Below are 16,518 nucleotides of genomic sequence, written 5' to 3' on the forward strand. Positions count from 1 at the left end.
TGCCATGACCGTCAAGCTGCCACTGTTGCGTCGACTGCTGCCACTCGCCCTGGTGGCTGTGCTGCCGGCGTGTTCGCTCGCACCTGCCTACAAGAAACCGGATGTCGGCCCGGTGCCTGACAGCTACGCCGGCCAGACCGCCGATGGCCTGTGGTCGCCGGCGCATCCCGCGGACATGGCCTCACGCGGCCCCTGGTGGTCGGTCTACGCCAACCCGCAGCTGGATACGCTGGAAAAGCAGCTGGACGAATCCAATCCCAGTCTGGCCGTGGCACTGGCGCGTTACGACGCGGCCCGTGCCTTGCTCGGCGAAGCACGTTCGGATCTGTACCCCACGCTGGGCGTGGGTGCATCCACATCGCGCAATCGCCAGTCCGACAACCGCCCCCTGCGCGGCAGCAACCAGCCCAACGAATACAGCGCCAACACGTTCGGTTTCGGGCTGGGCTACGAACTGGACCTGTGGGGCCGCGTGCGCAATGAAGTCGCCGCAGGCAAGGCCAACGCCACGGCGGCGCAGGCGGATCTCGCCTCGGTGAAGCTGAGCCTGGAAGCGCAGCTGGCCGACCTGTACATCACCCTGCGCGGCTACGACGTGCAGGAACGCATCCTGCAGGACACGCTGGACGCTTACCAGCAAGGCCTGGACATGACCGAGCGCCGCTTTCAGGGCGGCATCGCCTCGGGACTGGACGTGAGTCGCGCCAAGACCCAGCTTTCCGACGCGCAGGCGCAGGTGTCGGAAGTCGTCGCGCAACGCGCGCTGACGGAGCACGCCATCGCCACCCTGGTGGGCCAGTCGGCGTCGCGCTTCACGCTGCCTGCGGACAAGGCGCCCATGGATGTGCCCGCCATTCCGCTCGGCGTGCCGACACAGCTGCTGGAACGTCGCCCGGATATCGCCGCCGCAGAGCGCCGCGTGTTTGCCGCCAATGCGGAAATCGGCGTGGCGCGCGCGGCCTTTTTTCCGCGCCTGAGCCTGTCGGCGGTGTTCGGCTTCCAGGACACCGGCATGGGCAATCTGCTCAGCGCGGGCAACCGCTACTGGGCACTGGGGCCGGATCTGGCAATGACGCTGTTCGACGGCGGCCTGCGCAAATCGAAGGTGCAGGCCGCGCAGGCGAACCTGGATGCATCGGCAGGCCTTTATCGCGGCATCGTGCTCAGCGCCTTCCAGCAGGTGGAAGACAACCTCACGCTGCTGCAGCAGTTGGGCAAGGAGGCCCATCAGCAGGATGACGCCGCCAGTGCGGCGCACGACTCGCAGACCATCGCCACCAATCGCTATCGCGAGGGTGCCGTCAACTATCTCGACGTGGTGAGTGCGCAGACCGCGGCCTTGCAGGCCGAGCGCAGTGCAGAACAGGTACGTACGCGGCGCCTGCAGGCGAGTGTTGATCTGATTCGTGCACTGGGTGGTGGCTGGGATTCCGCCCAGTCAGCCCAGCTGTCGACCACCGCCAGTGCGGTGGCCGACAGCACGCCCCAGGCCCGCTGACGCGACGGTACCTACGCCGTCGCGACTGCCCGGGGATCTCAGGAGCCCCTCATGAGGAGAGGGAGGGGAGGCACGAGGAGGCTCCTTTCATGGCGAGAGGCCCTATGCCGCTCGCCTCACGCCTTCCACGCGCTGGTTGAGTTGGTGCCAGTCCACCACCAGCTCGCAACCGCGCGCCGAAGCGTTTCTGCCCCAGTCGCGCAGCAGTTCCAGGCATGCCTGGTCGACGTGATGCAGACGATCCACTTCCAGTTGCAGGCGCGTGTTGGCCGGCACGCGTTCCAGCGTGCGTGCCACGGACGGTACGCGCAGGAAGGTGGCCGAACCTTCCAGTCGCAGCGATGCCGAACCCGGTTCGTCGTGATGGTCCAGGTCCACCTTCAGGCGCGCGGAATGCAAGGCCAGGCGGAACAGCGACAACGCGAAACCGATCAGCACGCCGGCCAGCAGGTCTGTGGCGACGATGGCAACCGTGGTGGCCACGTAGATCCACGCCGTGCCCTTGCCGTACTGCGCCAGCGCCTTCACCTGCTTGAAGTTCACCATCTTGATGCCGGTGAACACCAGGATGCCGGCCAGGCAGGCCACCGGCGTCATGCGCATCAACCACGGCAACAGCGAAGCAAACACCAACAACCAGCCGCCATGCAGGATGGTCGCCATGCGCGTGGCCGACCCGGCCTGCACGTTGGCGGCACTGCGCACGATCACGCCGGTCATCGGCAGCGCGCCGAACAGGCCGCAGATAGTGTTGCCGATACCCTGCGCGGTGAGCTCGCGGTCGTAGTTGGTGCGCGCACCGTCGTGCATGCGGTCCACCGCTGCCGCCGACAACAGCGTTTCCGCGCTGGCGATGAAGGCAAACGTCAGCGCCGCAATCATCAACGACGGCTCGAGCAGGCCCGCCAGATTGGCGAAGCTCGGCAGCGACACGGCGGACAACAAGTTGGAAGGCACGTCCACCGTCTTCACCGACAGCCCCGCGAACTGCACCACGGCCGTCAACGTCACCACGGCCAACAGCGCACCCGGCACGAAACGCAGCTTGGCCGGACGCAGTTTTTCCCAGCCCAGCATGATGGCGATGGTCGCCACGCCCACGCCCAGCGCCGTCATGCTGCCGGCATCACCCTGCACTGCATCGATCACCGCGCCCGGAAGCGCCGCGAAGTTCTCCAGACCACGCGCCTTGGGCAAGGCATCCATCAGCACATGCATCTGCGAGGCGACGATCAACACGCCGATGCCCGACAACATGCCCGCCACCACCGCCGGCGAGCACATGCGGAACCACACGCCCACGCGACACAAGCCGGCCGCCACCTGGATCAGGCCAGCCAGCAGCACCACCGGGCCCAGTGCCATCACGCCATGCTCGCGCACCAGTTCGAACACCAGCACGGCAAGGCCCGCTGCGGGGCCGCTCACCTGCAACGGCGAGCCCGCGAACATGCCCACGATGATGCCGCCCACGATGCCGGTGATCAGGCCCGCTGCCGGCGGCATGCCCGACGCGATGGCGATGCCCATGCACAAGGGCAGCGCCACCAGGAACACCACGATGGAGCCGAGCAGGTCGCGTCCGAACAAACCCTGCTTGAAGTAGTTGCTCATCACGACGGCGGTCCTCAGGCAGCCGACGCCGTCGGCAAGGAGAAACGCGCATGCGGCGTGGCTTCGGGCACCTCGCCCTTGCCCGGCTCGATCTGCACGAAGCGGCCATGCTGCGCGTCGAAAGCCTTCAGCTCGGCATGCTCGATGTCATAGACCCAGCCATGAATGCTCAGCTGCCCGCTGGCCAACGCCGCAGCCACGGCGGGCAAGGTGCGCAGGTGTTCCAGCTGGCCGACCACGTTTTCTTCCGTCAGGCGACGCAACACTTCGGTTCCGTGCAGGCCGCTGCCGTTCTGCTCGACGACGTAACGCGCTACGTCCGCATGCTTCATCCATGCCGCCACCGACGGCATGTCCTGCACCAGGTCCGGGTGCTGCAAGGCCTTCATCGCGCCGCAATCGGAATGGCCGCAGATCACCACATGGCGCACCTTGAGCACTTTCACCGCGTACTCGATGGCAGCCACCACGCCACTCACATGCTGCGCGTAAGGCGGCACGATGTTGCCGATGTTGCGATAGACGAACAGCTCGCCCGGCTGCGCGGAAAACATCAGCTCCGGCATCACGCGCGAATCGGCGCAGGTGATGAACATGGTGCTGGGGCTCTGCCCCGCCGCCAGCTTGCGGAACACTTCGCGCTGGGCCGGGAAAACATCGTTGCGGAACTGCTCGAAACCTTCGATCAAACGCTTCATGCGAATACTCCAGATGAAAAATCGGATACGAACGCCCACGGCGCGACGCGCGCCGGCAAGGGCGTGTTGAGAAAAACGTAGGGAACAGATGGCCGCGACCACGTGCGGGCACGCAAGGCGCACCGCATGCACGGGATCAGCTCAGGATCAGGACCATCGGGCGCGACAGGCCCGGAGGCAGGCGCGCAGGGAGATGCTTACCGCACAAGCGGCAGCGGATCAGACGGCTTCGGGCGGGCGCAGCAGGCTCGCTGGCGCATGAAGGCTCAGGTCGTACGACACGGACGCAGGAGCCTGGGTGGGCATCGGAACCCACAGATAAGCCACGTCGAACGGATGGAGGATGTCGTCCATGCCGCCGTTGGTGGAACTGGTGTCTTCCGGGGAAGACGCATCGCCATCGTCGGCCGCCGTATCGGCGACGTCGTCGGCGAGCACCAGCGACGCCACCGCCTTGTCGCCCGACGCATCGGACGACAGCTGCACCGGGCGCACCGGCGTGCCGACCAGCAGAAGCAGGCCGAACAGGAACGCCAGGAATACGGCAAAGCGGGAGCGGAGGAGACGCGAAGTCATGGTGTCGACGTTATCGGAAAGCGCATGACTGTCGCAAGACTTTGCGGAAGATCAATTGCGCATCATCGCCAACATGCCAGCAAATATTCATGTTCGCGACGCCTGCATTCACGCGGGACGTCGCGCACAAAAAGCAAAACGGCGGGCTGATGCCCGCCGTTTTTCCATCCCTGGGTCGAACTCCCTTGCGATAACCGAACCGCCGATCCGCTTAGAACGGGTAGTAGCGGAAGGAGGTGAAGAACATGTTCTCGGTAGCCTTCGGCGAAGCAAGGCCGTTGCCGAGCGGACCGCTGACGCCATTGATGAAGCCCTGGCCAGCGAACGCTTCCTTCTGCGTGTACGAGTACTGCGCACCGAACTGCATCTTGCCGAACTTGCCCTGGTAGAACTTCCACCAGAAGCCGGCCGTGCCCTGCCAGATCTGCTTGGCATTGCCCACGCAGCTGGTGCCGCCGGCGATGTCGCACTGGCTGTTGTTGTAAGCCGGGTTGCCGTAGCCCAGAGCGACGACACCGTTGTTCCACGCGGTGAAGTCCTTCTTGCTCGCCTGCTCGCGGCCGCCGAACAGATAGACGTCCACGTCGGAGTTGGCGTGCCAGGTCAGGCCCGTCAGTATCATGTTTTCCTTGATCGGGGCGATGTTGCCGTTCGGGCTGAAGGTCACGTCGGAGAGCTGGGCGCTGCCGTAGCGGCCGATGCCCTTGCCGTCCATGCCGGAGAGCTGCCAGTCGAGGGTCTTGTCGATGAGCGGCAGCACCATGGCGGCACCCCAGCCACCACCCCACGTGTCGTGGTTCTGGTACGAACCGTTGACGGCGTAGCGGTTGTAGAAGGCGCGAGCCAGGCCGAACACTTCGTAATGGCCGTAACCCGGGTCAGCCGCGAACTTCACGATGATGTCCGGGATGTGGTTCAGCGACAGCGTGTTGGCCGAGTCGTAACCGGAGCCAGCGGTGATGTTGTAAGCGGTCTGCTGGACCGGCGCCTTGCTCTGGTTCGGGCTGGAGTAGAACGTGGTCTGCGGGTTCTCCAGCGAGATACCCAGCCAGTACTTCTTGTCCCAATCCTTGACCAGGCGGATCTGCGCCTGACGCGCCCAGGTGAAGCCCGGGATGTACTGTGCGTCGATCTGCGGCGGGGTCAGCTCGGTGCGCGGGGTGATGCCCTTGCTGTTGAGCGTCAGCAGCGACCAGTTCTGGCCGGCCAGCAGGTGCAGGCCCGAGGTATCCCAGTCAGCCGTCATGTAGACGTTGCGCATGCGCGGGTTGAACGAGTTGGACTCGTTCTGGTTCGCGGTCTGGGCGCCACCCAGGAAGTCCATTTCGACGTAACCGGCGAGATGGGTGTTCGGATCCACGTCACCCTGCACGAGGGCCGACAGGCGGCTCTGGCGAGCGGACAGGCGGAACTCGTTCATGTGAGCGGTCTGCACGTTCTTGTACGGAATCGCGCTGTAGTTGGAGGCGATGTCCGCGCCTTCCTGGGCCGAGCGGTAGATCGATTCGGCAGCGAGGAAGCCGCCAAGCGTGATGTTCACGCCCTTGTAGGCCAGCTTGTCGGAGGACTTCTTGACCTGCGCGTCGGTGGCAGCCACCTGCTTCTGCACGGTCTCGACGGCCTGGCCAGTGGACACGTTGATGTCCGACTGAGCGTCCGTACGCTGCTCAAGCTCCACAACCTTCGCCTGCAGGGCCTGCAACTGGGCCTTCAGCGCCTCGATCTCGGCGCTCTGCGACGACTGGCTGGTGGTCTTGGAGGTGGACTTCGCCGGGGCCGGATCGGCCATGACGTGGAAGCTGGTAACGCCCAAACCGGCAGCAACGGCCACCGCGAGCAACTTGGAACGCATGGATATTCTCCGCATGTAGGTAAGAACCACCTGGACCGCCCCCTTTGATCCCTCGATCTCCGGCCGTCCAAGCACGATCGGAGGGCAGGATGGGCTTTGGGCTTTACCGTTAGATGGACGTTATGTGACAGAACGAAGACATGCGTTCGCGCACGTATGGCAACGACTCGCTTACACGTCGCGCCGGCAGGGACTGATAGCCACGGCTGCTATGCTTGCTGGATGGATAACCTCAACAACAGCATGGCCGGCCGCATGGCCGAGCGCTTCCGGGGCTTTCTGCCGGTTGTCGTGGACGTTGAAACCGGCGGATTCGACGCCGATCGTGATGCCCTGCTGGAAGTCGCCGCCGTCATCCTGCGCATGACGCCCGAGGGCTACCTGCAGCCCATGCCGGCCGTGGCCGCCCACGTCCACCCCTTCCCCGGCGCCAACATCGACCCGCGCGCACTGGAAATCACCGGCATCGACCCGGACAACCCGCTGCGAGGCGCGCTGGACGAGCGCGTGGCGCTGGACCATGTGTTCAAGCCCATCCGCGACGCCATGCGCGACATGGATTGCCAGCGCGCCATCCTGGTAGGCCACAACGCCGCGTTCGACCTGGGCTTTCTCAATGCGGCCGTGCGCCGCGTGGGTCACAAGCGCAACCCGTTCCACCCTTTCAGCTGCTTCGACACCGCCACCCTGAGCGGCCTGGCGTTTGGCCAGACCGTGCTGAGCAAGGCCGTGCAGGCCGCCGGCCTGCCGTTCGACACGCGCGAGGCCCATTCCGCCATTTATGACGCCGAGCGGACCGCGGAGTTGTTCTGCACCATCATCAACCGCTGGCGCCGGCTGGAAGAATTCGAGCGGGACCAGATCGGGATTGAGTCGCTGTAAGCGGCTCGCGGGCGTGGATGGGCCATCGGGTTGCCGCCCACCTGCCCCTCTGGTGCTGCATTCCCCCCAGCGTCATTCCGGCGAAAGCCGGAATCTCGTGCCTTTCGCTCTTGCTCAGTAGGTCACCCTGAAAGCAAAGGCACTGGATTCCGGCCTCCGCCGGAATGACGTTGAGGGAGCATCGGGCTGCCGAAGACCTTGGGCACTCGACGACAGTCCGGACCTATCGATGGGGCTGCCAGACAGGCAGATCGCCCATCGCGGCAATCCTCGTCCCATCAATGATTTATGACAGCCACCCGTCAGCTGTCATATCCCTGAAACATTGAACTCATTTCATTGCAACACGGCACGCATGAAATAACGGCGGGCGGGAATCCCCCGAGACCCTTATCGCTAAGGAGCAACCGTGTTGATCACTACCAAATCTTTGACCCGTATCGGCACGGCGGCTGTGTTCGCCACCGCCTCGCTGTTCGCCATGGGCGCGCAGGCGACCGACATCACCGGCGCCGGCTCGAGCTTCGTCTACCCGGTGCTCTCGAAGTGGTCCGCGGGCTACGCCGAGAAGACCGGCAACAAGCTCAATTACCAGTCCGTCGGCTCGGGCGCCGGCGTGGCGCAGATCAAGGAAGGCACCATCGACTTCGGCGCCACCGACGCGCCGGTGAAGGCTGAAGACCTCGCGCAGTTCGGCCTGGGCCAGTTCCCGGTCGTGGTGGGCGGCATCGTGCCGGTGGTGAACATCCCGGGCGTGGAAGCGGGCCAGGTCAAGCTGGACGGCGCCACCCTCGCCGACATCTTCCTCGGCAAGATCACCATGTGGAACGACCCGCGCATCGCCGCGGCGAACGCTGGCGTGAACCTGCCGGCCAAGAAGATCACCGTCGTGCATCGTTCGGACGGCTCGGGCACCTCGTTCAACTTCACCAACTACCTGTCCAAGGTCAGCCCGGACTGGGCCGCCAAGGTCAAGTTCGGCACGGCCGTCGAGTGGCCGACCGGCGTGGGTGGCAAGGGCAACGAAGGCGTGTCGCAGTACGTCAAGCAGATCGTCGGTTCGATCGGCTACGTCGAGTACGCCTATGCCGTGAAGAACAAGATCAGCTGGGTGAACTTGAAGAACGCCGCCGGTCAGGTTGTCGCGCCGAGCGCCGAAGCCTTCGCCGCTGCCGCTGCCACCGCCGACTGGGGTAGCGCCAAGGACTTCAACGTGATCATGACCAACGCCTCCGGTGCGCAGGCATGGCCGATCACGGCGACCACCTGGGTGGTGATGTACAAGAAGCCTAAGAACGCCGAGCACACCAAGGTGGCTTTCGAGTTCTTCAAGTGGGCGCTCGAGAACGGCCAGAAGGACGCCGCCTCGCTCGACTACGTGGCGCTGCCGGACACCTTGGTCAAGAAGATCGAGGCTTACTGGAGCACCGAGTACAAGCACTAAGGTGCCCGTCTCGTCGGTCACGCAACAGCAACCGACGAGATCTATCCTCGTGACCTGACTGCAGGACCACGGCCGCCCGACTAACCTCGGGCGGCCTGTTGTTGAAAGGCGCCCGGAACCGGCGCATCTTCCCTGATCCCGGCGGCTTGCAACCGCCAGGCCTGAATGCCGAGGAATTCTCCGCACATGCAAGCGAATGTAGGCGCTGTAGCCTCCACCGTGCCCCAGGAGCAGCGCGCCCAGCGCGACGCCCGGCACGACCGCCTGTTCAGCTGGTTGCTCAAGGGCTGTGCCCTGCTGGTGCTGGCCTGCCTGCTTGGCGCCGCCGGTGCCACGCTCTGGGGCGGCCGACATGCTTTCGGCACGTTTGGCTGGCACTTCCTCGTCAGCGCTACCTGGGATCCGGGTTCGGATACCTACGGCGCGCTGGTGCCGGTGTACGGCACGCTGATGACCTCGTTGATCGCGCTGATCATTGCCGTGCCGGTGAGCTTCGGCGTGGCGCTGTACCTTTCCGAAGTGGCGCCGCCGTGGCTGCGCACGCCGGTGGCCTCGGCCATCGAACTGCTCGCGGGCATCCCGTCGATCATCTACGGTATGTGGGGCCTTTTCATCTTCGCGCCCTTCTTCGCCGACCACATCAAGCCGTGGCTGACCAACTACCTTGGCAACAAGCCGGACGACGGCAAGCTGTCGTGGGTGGCGCAGCACACCTTCCTGGGCAAGCTGTTCGGCAGCGACTATCCGTTCGGCGCCAGCATCCTTACCGCCGGCATCGTGCTGGCGGTGATGATCATCCCGTTCATTTCCTCGGTGATGCGCGAAGTGTTCCAGACGGTGCCCACGCGCCTGAAGGAGTCGGCGTATGCGCTGGGCTCCAGCACGTGGGAAGTCTCGTGGGACATCGTGCTGCCCTATACCCGCTCGGCGGTGATCGGCGGCATCTTCCTCGGCCTGGGCCGCGCGCTGGGCGAGACCATGGCGGTGACCTTCGTGCTTGGCAACGCCATGCAGCTGTCGCCCTCGATCCTTGATCCGGGCGCATCCATCGCCTCCACCATCGCCAACCAGTTCAGTGAAGCGGCGGGCCTGCAGAAGTCCACGCTGATGGCGCTGGCCTTCCTGCTGTTCGTGGTGACCTTCTTCGTCCTGCTGATCGCGCGCTGGATGCTGCGCCAGCTCGCCCACAAGGAGGGTCGCTGATGGCCGGCAACTCCATGCTCTATACCCGCCGCCGCATCAAGAACATCGTGGCGTTGTCGCTCAGCGTGCTGGCCACGCTGATCGGCCTGATCTTCCTCGCGTGGATCCTGTGGGAAACACTGCGCCAGGGCGTGAGCGCCCTCAAGCCGCAGCTGTTCACCAAGATCACCGCGTATGGCGAAGACGGTGGCCTGGCCAACGCGATGGTCGGCAGCCTGATCGTCAACCTGATCGGCATTGTCATCGCCACGCCGATCGGCGTGCTGGCTGGCACCTGGCTGGCTGAATACGCCAACGGCACCAAGCTGGGCGAGTCGATCCGATTCCTCAACGATATCCTGCTGTCGGCGCCGTCGATCGTGCTGGGCCTGTTCGTCTACACCATCGTCGTGCTGCCCTCCACCGCACTGACCAGCGGCTCCACCACGTTCTCCGGCTGGGCCGGTGGCGTGGCACTGGCGCTGATCGCGCTACCGGTGATCGTGCGCACGTCGGACGAAATGCTCCGCCTGGTCCCCTCCACGCTGCGCGAAGCCTCGCTGTCGCTGGGCATTCCGCAGTGGAAGCTCACCACGCAGATCCTGATCCGCGCCGCACGCTCGGGCATCATCACCGGCGTGCTGCTGGCGCTGGCACGCATCAGCGGTGAAACCGCCCCGCTGCTGTTCACCGCGTTCGGCAACAACTACATGACGCTCAACCCGTCGGACAAGATGTCCAGCCTGCCCCAGATGATCTACCAGTACGCCAACGATCCGGGCGAAGGCCTGCATGCCATCGCGTGGGCCGGTGCGTTCGTGCTGACCATGTTCGTGCTGTTGCTGAGCCTTGCTTCCCGTCTGGTCCTTTCCCGTAACAAGGTGTCCCATGACTGAGTCCGCCGCCGCCGGCATCCACCCGCAGTCTGCGGCCACGCCTGCCCCCATCGCGCCCACCAAGCTGAAGGTGCGCGACCTGCACTTCTACTACAACGGTTTCCATGCGCTGAAAGGCATCAACATGGATATCCCGGAGAAGAAGGTGACGGCCATCATCGGCCCGTCCGGTTGCGGCAAGTCCACCCTGCTGCGCATCTTCAACCGCATCTACGCGATCTACCCCAAGCTGGAAGCCAAGGGCGAGATCATCCTGGACGAGGAGAACATCCTCGATTCGCGTTACTCCATGAACCGCCTGCGCAGCAAGGTCGGCATGGTGTTCCAGAAGCCGGTGCCGTTCCCGATGACCATCTTCGAGAACGTGGCCTACGGCATCCGCCACCACGAGAAGCTCTCGCGCGCCGACATGGACATCCGCGTGGAGCAGGCGCTGCGCAGCGCCGCGCTGTGGGACGAAGTGAAGGACAAGCTCAAGCAGAGCGCGCTGGGTCTTTCCGGCGGCCAGCAGCAGCGACTTTGCATTGCGCGCGGTATCGCGCTGAAGCCCGAAGTGCTGCTGCTGGACGAACCGACCTCGGCGCTCGATCCGATCGCCACCGGCCGCATCGAGCAGCTGGTGGAAGAGCTCAAGAGCGAGTACACCATCGTCATCGTCACCCATAACATGCAGCAGGCAGCCCGTTGCTCGGACCTCACCGCCTTCATGTACCTGGGCGAGCTGATCGAGTTCGACCGCACCGAGCAGATCTTCACCAAGCCCGGCAAGAAGCAGACCGAGGATTACATCACCGGTCGCTTCGGCTAAAACGACACGCTATTCCCTCTCCTCTCCGGGGAGAGGGCTAGGGTGAGGGGTCACGGAACCTCACCTTCCACTGATAGGGAATCCCCCATGAGCGGCAGCAGCAAAGAACACATCATCAAGAGCTACGACGACGAGCTGACCCGCCTCACCGGCGAAATCGTCCGCATGGGCGAGCTTGCGGTGAGCCAGCTGGAAGCAGCCATCGACGTGATCGACCGCCGTGACGAGCGCGCCGCGCAGCACGTGGTCAGCAACGACGACGCCATCGACCTGCTGGAGCAGGAAATCAGCCACGACGTGGTGCGCCTGCTGGCGCTGCGCGCGCCCATCGCCGGCGACCTGCGCAACGTGTTCGCGGCGCTGCGCATCGCGGCCGACATCGAACGCATCGGCGACTACGCCGCCAACGTGGCCAAGCGCTCCATCCCGCTGTCCATGGTCGCCCCCATTGCACCGACCAACGGCCTGGGCTATCTGGCCGAACTGGCCGCGAAGGAAGTGCGTGACGTGCTGATGGCCTATCGCGACCGTGATGCCGAGCGCGCCTACCAGGTGTGGAAGGAAGACGCAGAGCTGGACGAAGCCTATACCGGCTACTTCCGCCAGCTGCTCACCTACATGATGGAAGACCCGCGCAACATCACGCCGTGCACGCACCTGCTGTTCATGGCCAAGAACATCGAGCGCATCGGCGACCACGCCACCAACATCGCCGAAAGCATCTGGTACCAGGTGAACGGCGAGCCGCTGACCGCCCAGCGCGCCAAGCGCGATTTCACCTCGAATCCGGAACCGACCAAGCTCGGTCACAAGCAGGACTGACAAAGCCTCCTGTAGGAGCGCACTTGTGCGCGACCGGTGCTGCCTCGGCGCCGCGGTCGCGCACAAGTGCGCTCCTACCGATGGAGAATCCCGGTTTAGTGCGCGCCGCCGGCGAGCTTCAGCCCCACCATGCCCAGCACCACCAGCCCCACGCAGGCCAGCTGCAAGGGCGAGGCCGAATCGCCGAACAGTACGATGCCGAGAATGACGGCACCCACCGCACCGATGCCCGTCCAGATCGCGTAGGCGGTGCCAATGGGCAACGTCTTCACCGCCATGGCCAGCAATACGACACTGGCCGTCATGGCCGAGCCCGTGATCACGCTGGGCCACAGGCGGGTGAAACCTTCGGTGTACTTGAGCCCCACCGCCCACACGATTTCGAGCAGGCCGGCGAGTACGAGATAGATCCAGGGCATGACGCACTCCTCTGGAAGAAGAGCAGGGTCGTCCCCGCGGAAACGGATGCTGACGGGGTCGTCCCCGCAGACTGGCCCCGTTGCGGGACCAGTCCAGCCATTTTACGGATGCCGCCTGAACCCCGTGTCAGGAGGCGATCTTGCTGCCCAGCTCGCGCGCATCGCGGCGTGCACGGCGCGAATGCACGATGCCGTAGACACCGATGATGACCCAGGCCACCTGCATCAGGAACGCCGGCCAGTTCATCGCCGTGCCAAACACCAGCGACAGGATCACGCCCAGCGCGCCCAGCACGTTCATCAGCTGGTACGCCAGGCCGTTGCCGTGAAGCTTGTGGGCTTGCAGCAGCAGGAAGGCCAACAGCACCAGTGCCACGCCGATGTAGCCGGCCCAGTCATGCCACAAGAATGTCATCGCTTCTCACTCCTTTGTCGCAATGCCTCGAACAGGACGATGCCCGTGGCCACGGACACATTCAGGCTCTCCATGACGCCCGGCATGGGGATCTGCGCCACGAAATCACAGGTTTCGCGCGTCAGGCGACGCATGCCCTCGCCTTCGCTGCCCAGCACCAGGGCCACCGGGCCGCACATGTCGATGCTGTAGATCGAGGTGTCCGTATCACCGGCCAACCCGGTGATCCATACGCCGGCGTCCTTGAGCGTGCGCAGCGCACGCGCGAGGTTGGTGGCGGCGATCAACGGCACGCGATCCGCGCCACCGGCCGAAGCACGCCGCACCACCGGCGTCAGGCCGACAGCACGATCCTTCGGCACGATGACCATGGTCGCACCAGCCGCTGCCGCGCTACGCAGGCATGCGCCGAGGTTGTGCGGGTCGGTCACGCCATCCAGCACCAGCACCAGTGCATTCTGGCCGGCCGCTTCGAGCAGGCGCTCAATATCGTTCTCCGAGCCCATCGGCGGTGCCTCGTAACGCGCCACCACGCCCTGATGCCGTGCCTCGCCCGAGACGCGATCCAGCTCATCACGTGGACGGTGATGCACGGGGATGTTCAGGGCCTTGGCCCGCGTCGCCAGCTCCTGCACGCGCGCGTTGCGCTGGCCCTGCTCGACCAGCACCTCACGTACGCGCGACGCGTCATTGCTCAGCGCGCCCTCGACGGGGTTGATACCGACGATCCAACTGTCACTCATCGTTTGCTCTTCTTCTTTCCAGCTTTCTTGACGTGTGCGGTGACCTTGTCCGCTGCCTTGGCCTTCTTGCCCGTAGCCGCGCGCTTGACCTTGCCGAAGGCTTCCTTGGCAGCGGCCTTCGCCTTGGAGAACGGGCTGGCGCTTACCTTGGCCTTGCCACCCGTGGCAGCCTTGCGTTCGATGGGGGGCAATGGCGGCAGGGACACCGCGGGGCCGGCATTATCGCGCGCCGCAGGGCGTTCCGTCCCCTTGCTGCTGTCCTTGCGGGTCTTGGGCAGCGAATAACGCTCGCCGGCCGCGGCATAGTCATAGCGACGCTCGGTACGCGGCGGCACGAAACCGCCTTCCTTGCGCGGCGCCACCAGGCGGAAGTCGATCTTGCGGTCTTCCAGGCTGGCGCGCAGCACCTGGATGCGCACGTGGTCGCCCAGGCGGAACTGCATGCCGCTGCGCTCGCCCTTCAGCAGGTGACGCACCGGGTCGAAGTGGTAGTAGTCGTTCGAGAGCTGGCTGATGTGCACCAGGCCCGACACCTTCGAGTCGTCCAGCTCCACGAACAGGCCGAACGAAGTGACGCCGGTAACGGTGCCGTCGAACTCGCTGCCCACGTGCTTGGACATCCACGCGCACTTGAAGCGCTCGTCCACGTCGCGCTCGGCTTCTTCTGCACGGCGCTCGCGCTGCGAGCAATGCACGGCCATGGCCGCCATTTCGCTGGCGCTGTAGTTGTAGGCGGACGGTTTGCCACCCGTGAGGGCATAGCGGATCGCGCGATGCACCAGCAGGTCCGGATAGCGGCGGATCGGCGAGGTAAAGTGCGCGTACGCCTCCAGCGCCAGGCCGAAATGGCCGCGGTTGTCGGGCTGGTAGGCCGCCATGCTCTGCGAACGCAGCAGCACGGACTGGATCAGCTCGCGCTCGGGGCGATCGTGCACCAGCCGCAGGATGTCCGCGTAGTCGCCCGGCGTCACCTCCTCCACCGGCGGCATGCGCAGCTTGAACTCGCGCAGGAACTGCTGCAGGTCTTCGTACTTCTCGGCCGGCGGCGGTTCGTGGGCACGGAACAGCGCCGGGATCTTCTTCTTTTCCAGGAACAGTGCCGCCTGCACGTTGGCGGCGATCATGCATTCCTCGATCAGCTTGTGCGCGTCGTTGCGTTCGGTGGCGCCAGCCGATTCCACTTCGCCGCGCTGGTCGAGGCGGAACTTCACCTCGGGCGTTTCGAAGTCGATGGCACCGCGGCGCTTGCGCTGCTCCGCCATGAGCTTGTAGAGGCCGTGCAGGTGCTCGACCTGCGGCAGCACGTCAGCCAGCTCGTGGCGCGCGTCCGCATCGTTGAGGCCAATGGCCTGCCACACGCGGTCGTAGGTGAGGCGCGCGTGGGAGCGCATCACCGCGTTGTAGAACTTGGACTTGGTCACCTCGCCCTGCGCGTCGACCACCATGTCGCACACCATGCACAGGCGTTCAACCTTGGGGTTCAACGAGCAGATGCCGTTGGAAAGCGTCTCCGGCAGCATCGGCACGACGAAGCCCGGGAAATAGGTGGAGGTGCTGCGCTCGAAGGCTTCCTTGTCCAGCGCGGAGCCCACCTTGACGTAGTGCGACACGTCGGCGATGGCTACTACTAGCCGGTAGCCGCCGCCACGCTTGGGTTCGGCGTACACCGCATCGTCGAAGTCGCGTGCGTCGGCACCGTCGATGGTCACCAGCGGCAGCGCGCGCAGATCCACCCTGCCCTCGCGCTCCTCGGCGGTGACCTGCGGCTCAACCTGCGCGGCATCGCGCGTCACCGCGTCGGGCCAGTCGTGCGGCAGGTCGTGACTGGCGATGGCCATTTCCACCAGCAACGACGGCTGCAGGCGCTCGCCCAGTACGGCGCGGATGGCGCCCAGCGGGCCGCGGTGCGGCGTCGGCGGGTCGGTGATCTCGGCCACCACGATCTGGCCGGAGCGCGCGCCCATGTCCTTGCCGGGCACGATCATCACGTCTTGATGCACGCGGCGATCGTCCGGGGCGACCAGGGTCACGCCGTTCTCGATCACCACGCGCCCCACCAGCCGCGGCGAGCGTCGCTGCAGCACTTCGACGATGGCGCCCTGTTTGCGGCCACGGCGGTCGATGCCGACCACGCTGGCGAGCACGCGGTCACCGTGCAGCACGGCGCGCATCTGCTGGGGGGAAAGATAGAGGTCGTCGCCGCCGCCATCCGGGCGCAGGAAGCCGTAGCCCTCGGCATTGGCCAGCACCACGCCCTGGATCAGGTCCAGCTTCTGCGCCGGCGCATAGCCGCCACGACGCCCCAGCAGCAGCTGGCCGTCGCGCACCATCGCGCCCAGTCGCTTGCGCAGGGCATTGAGTTCGTATTCGTCATGCAGAGACAGCGCTTCGGCAATGCGGGCCTCGGTCAATAGTTCGCCACGCTCTTCGAGCAGCGCGAGGATCGCCTCGCGGCTGGGGATGGGCCGCTCGTAGCGCTGTGCCTCACGCTCGGCGTGGGGATCATCCAGCACGCCCACGGCCGGTCGCTGTCGCGACGGATCGAGCGTCGCACGCCTGGGACGGGCATTGCCGCCCTTCGGCGGCTTCGGGCCCCGCGTGGCTTCCTGCTTGTTGCGCGGTTCTTTCTTTTTGGTCACTTCCTTGCCTTTGCTTGGTTTCTTGCCTGG

The 16,518-nt window shown here is 65.2% G+C and carries 15 protein-coding genes; 7 read left to right on the forward strand and 8 right to left on the reverse strand.

The features are described 5' to 3' along the window. Positions 1–4 precede the first annotated feature (4 nt). A complete protein-coding gene (locus H8F01_RS01875) occupies positions 5–1,498 on the forward strand; it encodes an efflux transporter outer membrane subunit (RefSeq protein ID WP_187057408.1) in 1,494 nt (497 codons plus the stop codon). A gap of 102 nt (positions 1,499–1,600) precedes the next feature. On the opposite strand, the gene H8F01_RS01880 is transcribed toward H8F01_RS01875, so the two are convergent. From H8F01_RS01880 to H8F01_RS21765, 4 genes are all read right to left on the reverse strand, one after another. After that, a complete protein-coding gene (locus H8F01_RS01880; RefSeq protein ID WP_187057409.1) occupies positions 1,601–3,112 on the reverse strand; it encodes a SulP family inorganic anion transporter in 1,512 nt (503 codons plus the stop codon). Between the two features lie 14 nt (positions 3,113–3,126). Then, entirely contained in the window at positions 3,127–3,810 is a 684-nt protein-coding gene (locus H8F01_RS01885) for a carbonic anhydrase (RefSeq protein WP_187057410.1), read from the reverse strand. 219 nt (positions 3,811–4,029) lie between these two features. Continuing rightward, complete coding sequence (locus H8F01_RS01890) at positions 4,030–4,386, reverse strand: hypothetical protein (protein WP_187057411.1); 357 nt, start codon at positions 4,384–4,386, stop codon at positions 4,030–4,032. A gap of 211 nt (positions 4,387–4,597) precedes the next feature. Further along, positions 4,598–6,238: a prefoldin domain-containing protein gene (locus tag H8F01_RS21765; RefSeq protein WP_187057412.1), complete on the reverse strand. Its 1,641-nt coding sequence runs from the start codon at positions 6,236–6,238 to the stop codon at positions 4,598–4,600. A 222-nt stretch (positions 6,239–6,460) separates the two neighbouring features. Between H8F01_RS21765 and rnt the strand changes: the two genes are divergently transcribed. From rnt to phoU, 6 genes are all read left to right on the forward strand, one after another. Further along, positions 6,461–7,120, forward strand: coding sequence for a ribonuclease T (gene rnt, locus H8F01_RS01900; protein ID WP_187057413.1), 660 nt, complete (start codon positions 6,461–6,463; stop codon positions 7,118–7,120). Between the two features lie 412 nt (positions 7,121–7,532). Continuing rightward, positions 7,533–8,564, forward strand: a complete 1,032-nt coding sequence (pstS, locus tag H8F01_RS01905; RefSeq protein WP_425490127.1) for a phosphate ABC transporter substrate-binding protein PstS — start codon at positions 7,533–7,535, stop codon at positions 8,562–8,564. Between the two features lie 186 nt (positions 8,565–8,750). Next, on the forward strand, positions 8,751–9,767 hold the full coding sequence (pstC, locus tag H8F01_RS01910; protein ID WP_222615711.1) for a phosphate ABC transporter permease subunit PstC: 1,017 nt from the start codon (positions 8,751–8,753) through the stop codon (positions 9,765–9,767). After that, on the forward strand, positions 9,767–10,642 hold the full coding sequence (gene pstA / locus H8F01_RS01915) for a phosphate ABC transporter permease PstA (RefSeq protein ID WP_187057415.1): 876 nt from the start codon (positions 9,767–9,769) through the stop codon (positions 10,640–10,642). The genes pstC and pstA overlap by 1 nt, the downstream gene beginning before the upstream one ends. Then, complete coding sequence (pstB, locus tag H8F01_RS01920; RefSeq protein ID WP_187057416.1) at positions 10,635–11,450, forward strand: phosphate ABC transporter ATP-binding protein PstB; 816 nt, start codon at positions 10,635–10,637, stop codon at positions 11,448–11,450. Before pstA ends, pstB begins: the two co-directional genes overlap by 8 nt. 87 nt (positions 11,451–11,537) lie before the next feature. Then, positions 11,538–12,272: a phosphate signaling complex protein PhoU gene (gene phoU / locus H8F01_RS01925; protein WP_187057417.1), complete on the forward strand. Its 735-nt coding sequence runs from the start codon at positions 11,538–11,540 to the stop codon at positions 12,270–12,272. Between the two features lie 95 nt (positions 12,273–12,367). Here the strand turns inward: phoU and sugE are convergent, their stop codons facing one another. From sugE to rnr, 4 genes are all read right to left on the reverse strand, one after another. Beyond that, positions 12,368–12,691, reverse strand: coding sequence for a quaternary ammonium compound efflux SMR transporter SugE (gene sugE, locus H8F01_RS01930; protein ID WP_187057418.1), 324 nt, complete (start codon positions 12,689–12,691; stop codon positions 12,368–12,370). Positions 12,692–12,818: 127 nt separating this feature from the next. Further along, complete coding sequence (locus tag H8F01_RS01935) at positions 12,819–13,106, reverse strand: CBU_0592 family membrane protein (protein WP_187057419.1); 288 nt, start codon at positions 13,104–13,106, stop codon at positions 12,819–12,821. Next, positions 13,103–13,849, reverse strand: a complete 747-nt coding sequence (gene rlmB, locus H8F01_RS01940; protein WP_187057420.1) for a 23S rRNA (guanosine(2251)-2'-O)-methyltransferase RlmB — start codon at positions 13,847–13,849, stop codon at positions 13,103–13,105. Before rlmB ends, H8F01_RS01935 begins: the two co-directional genes overlap by 4 nt. Next, positions 13,846–16,488 carry a ribonuclease R gene (rnr, locus tag H8F01_RS01945; protein WP_425490057.1) on the reverse strand — a complete coding sequence of 881 codons (2,643 nt, stop codon included), beginning with the start codon at positions 16,486–16,488 and terminating at the stop codon, positions 13,846–13,848. The genes rlmB and rnr overlap by 4 nt, the downstream gene beginning before the upstream one ends. Positions 16,489–16,518: the final 30 nt, after the last annotated feature.

The sequence above is a fragment of the Dyella telluris genome (assembly GCF_014297575.1).
Taxonomy (GTDB): Bacteria; Pseudomonadota; Gammaproteobacteria; order Xanthomonadales; family Rhodanobacteraceae; genus Dyella; species Dyella telluris.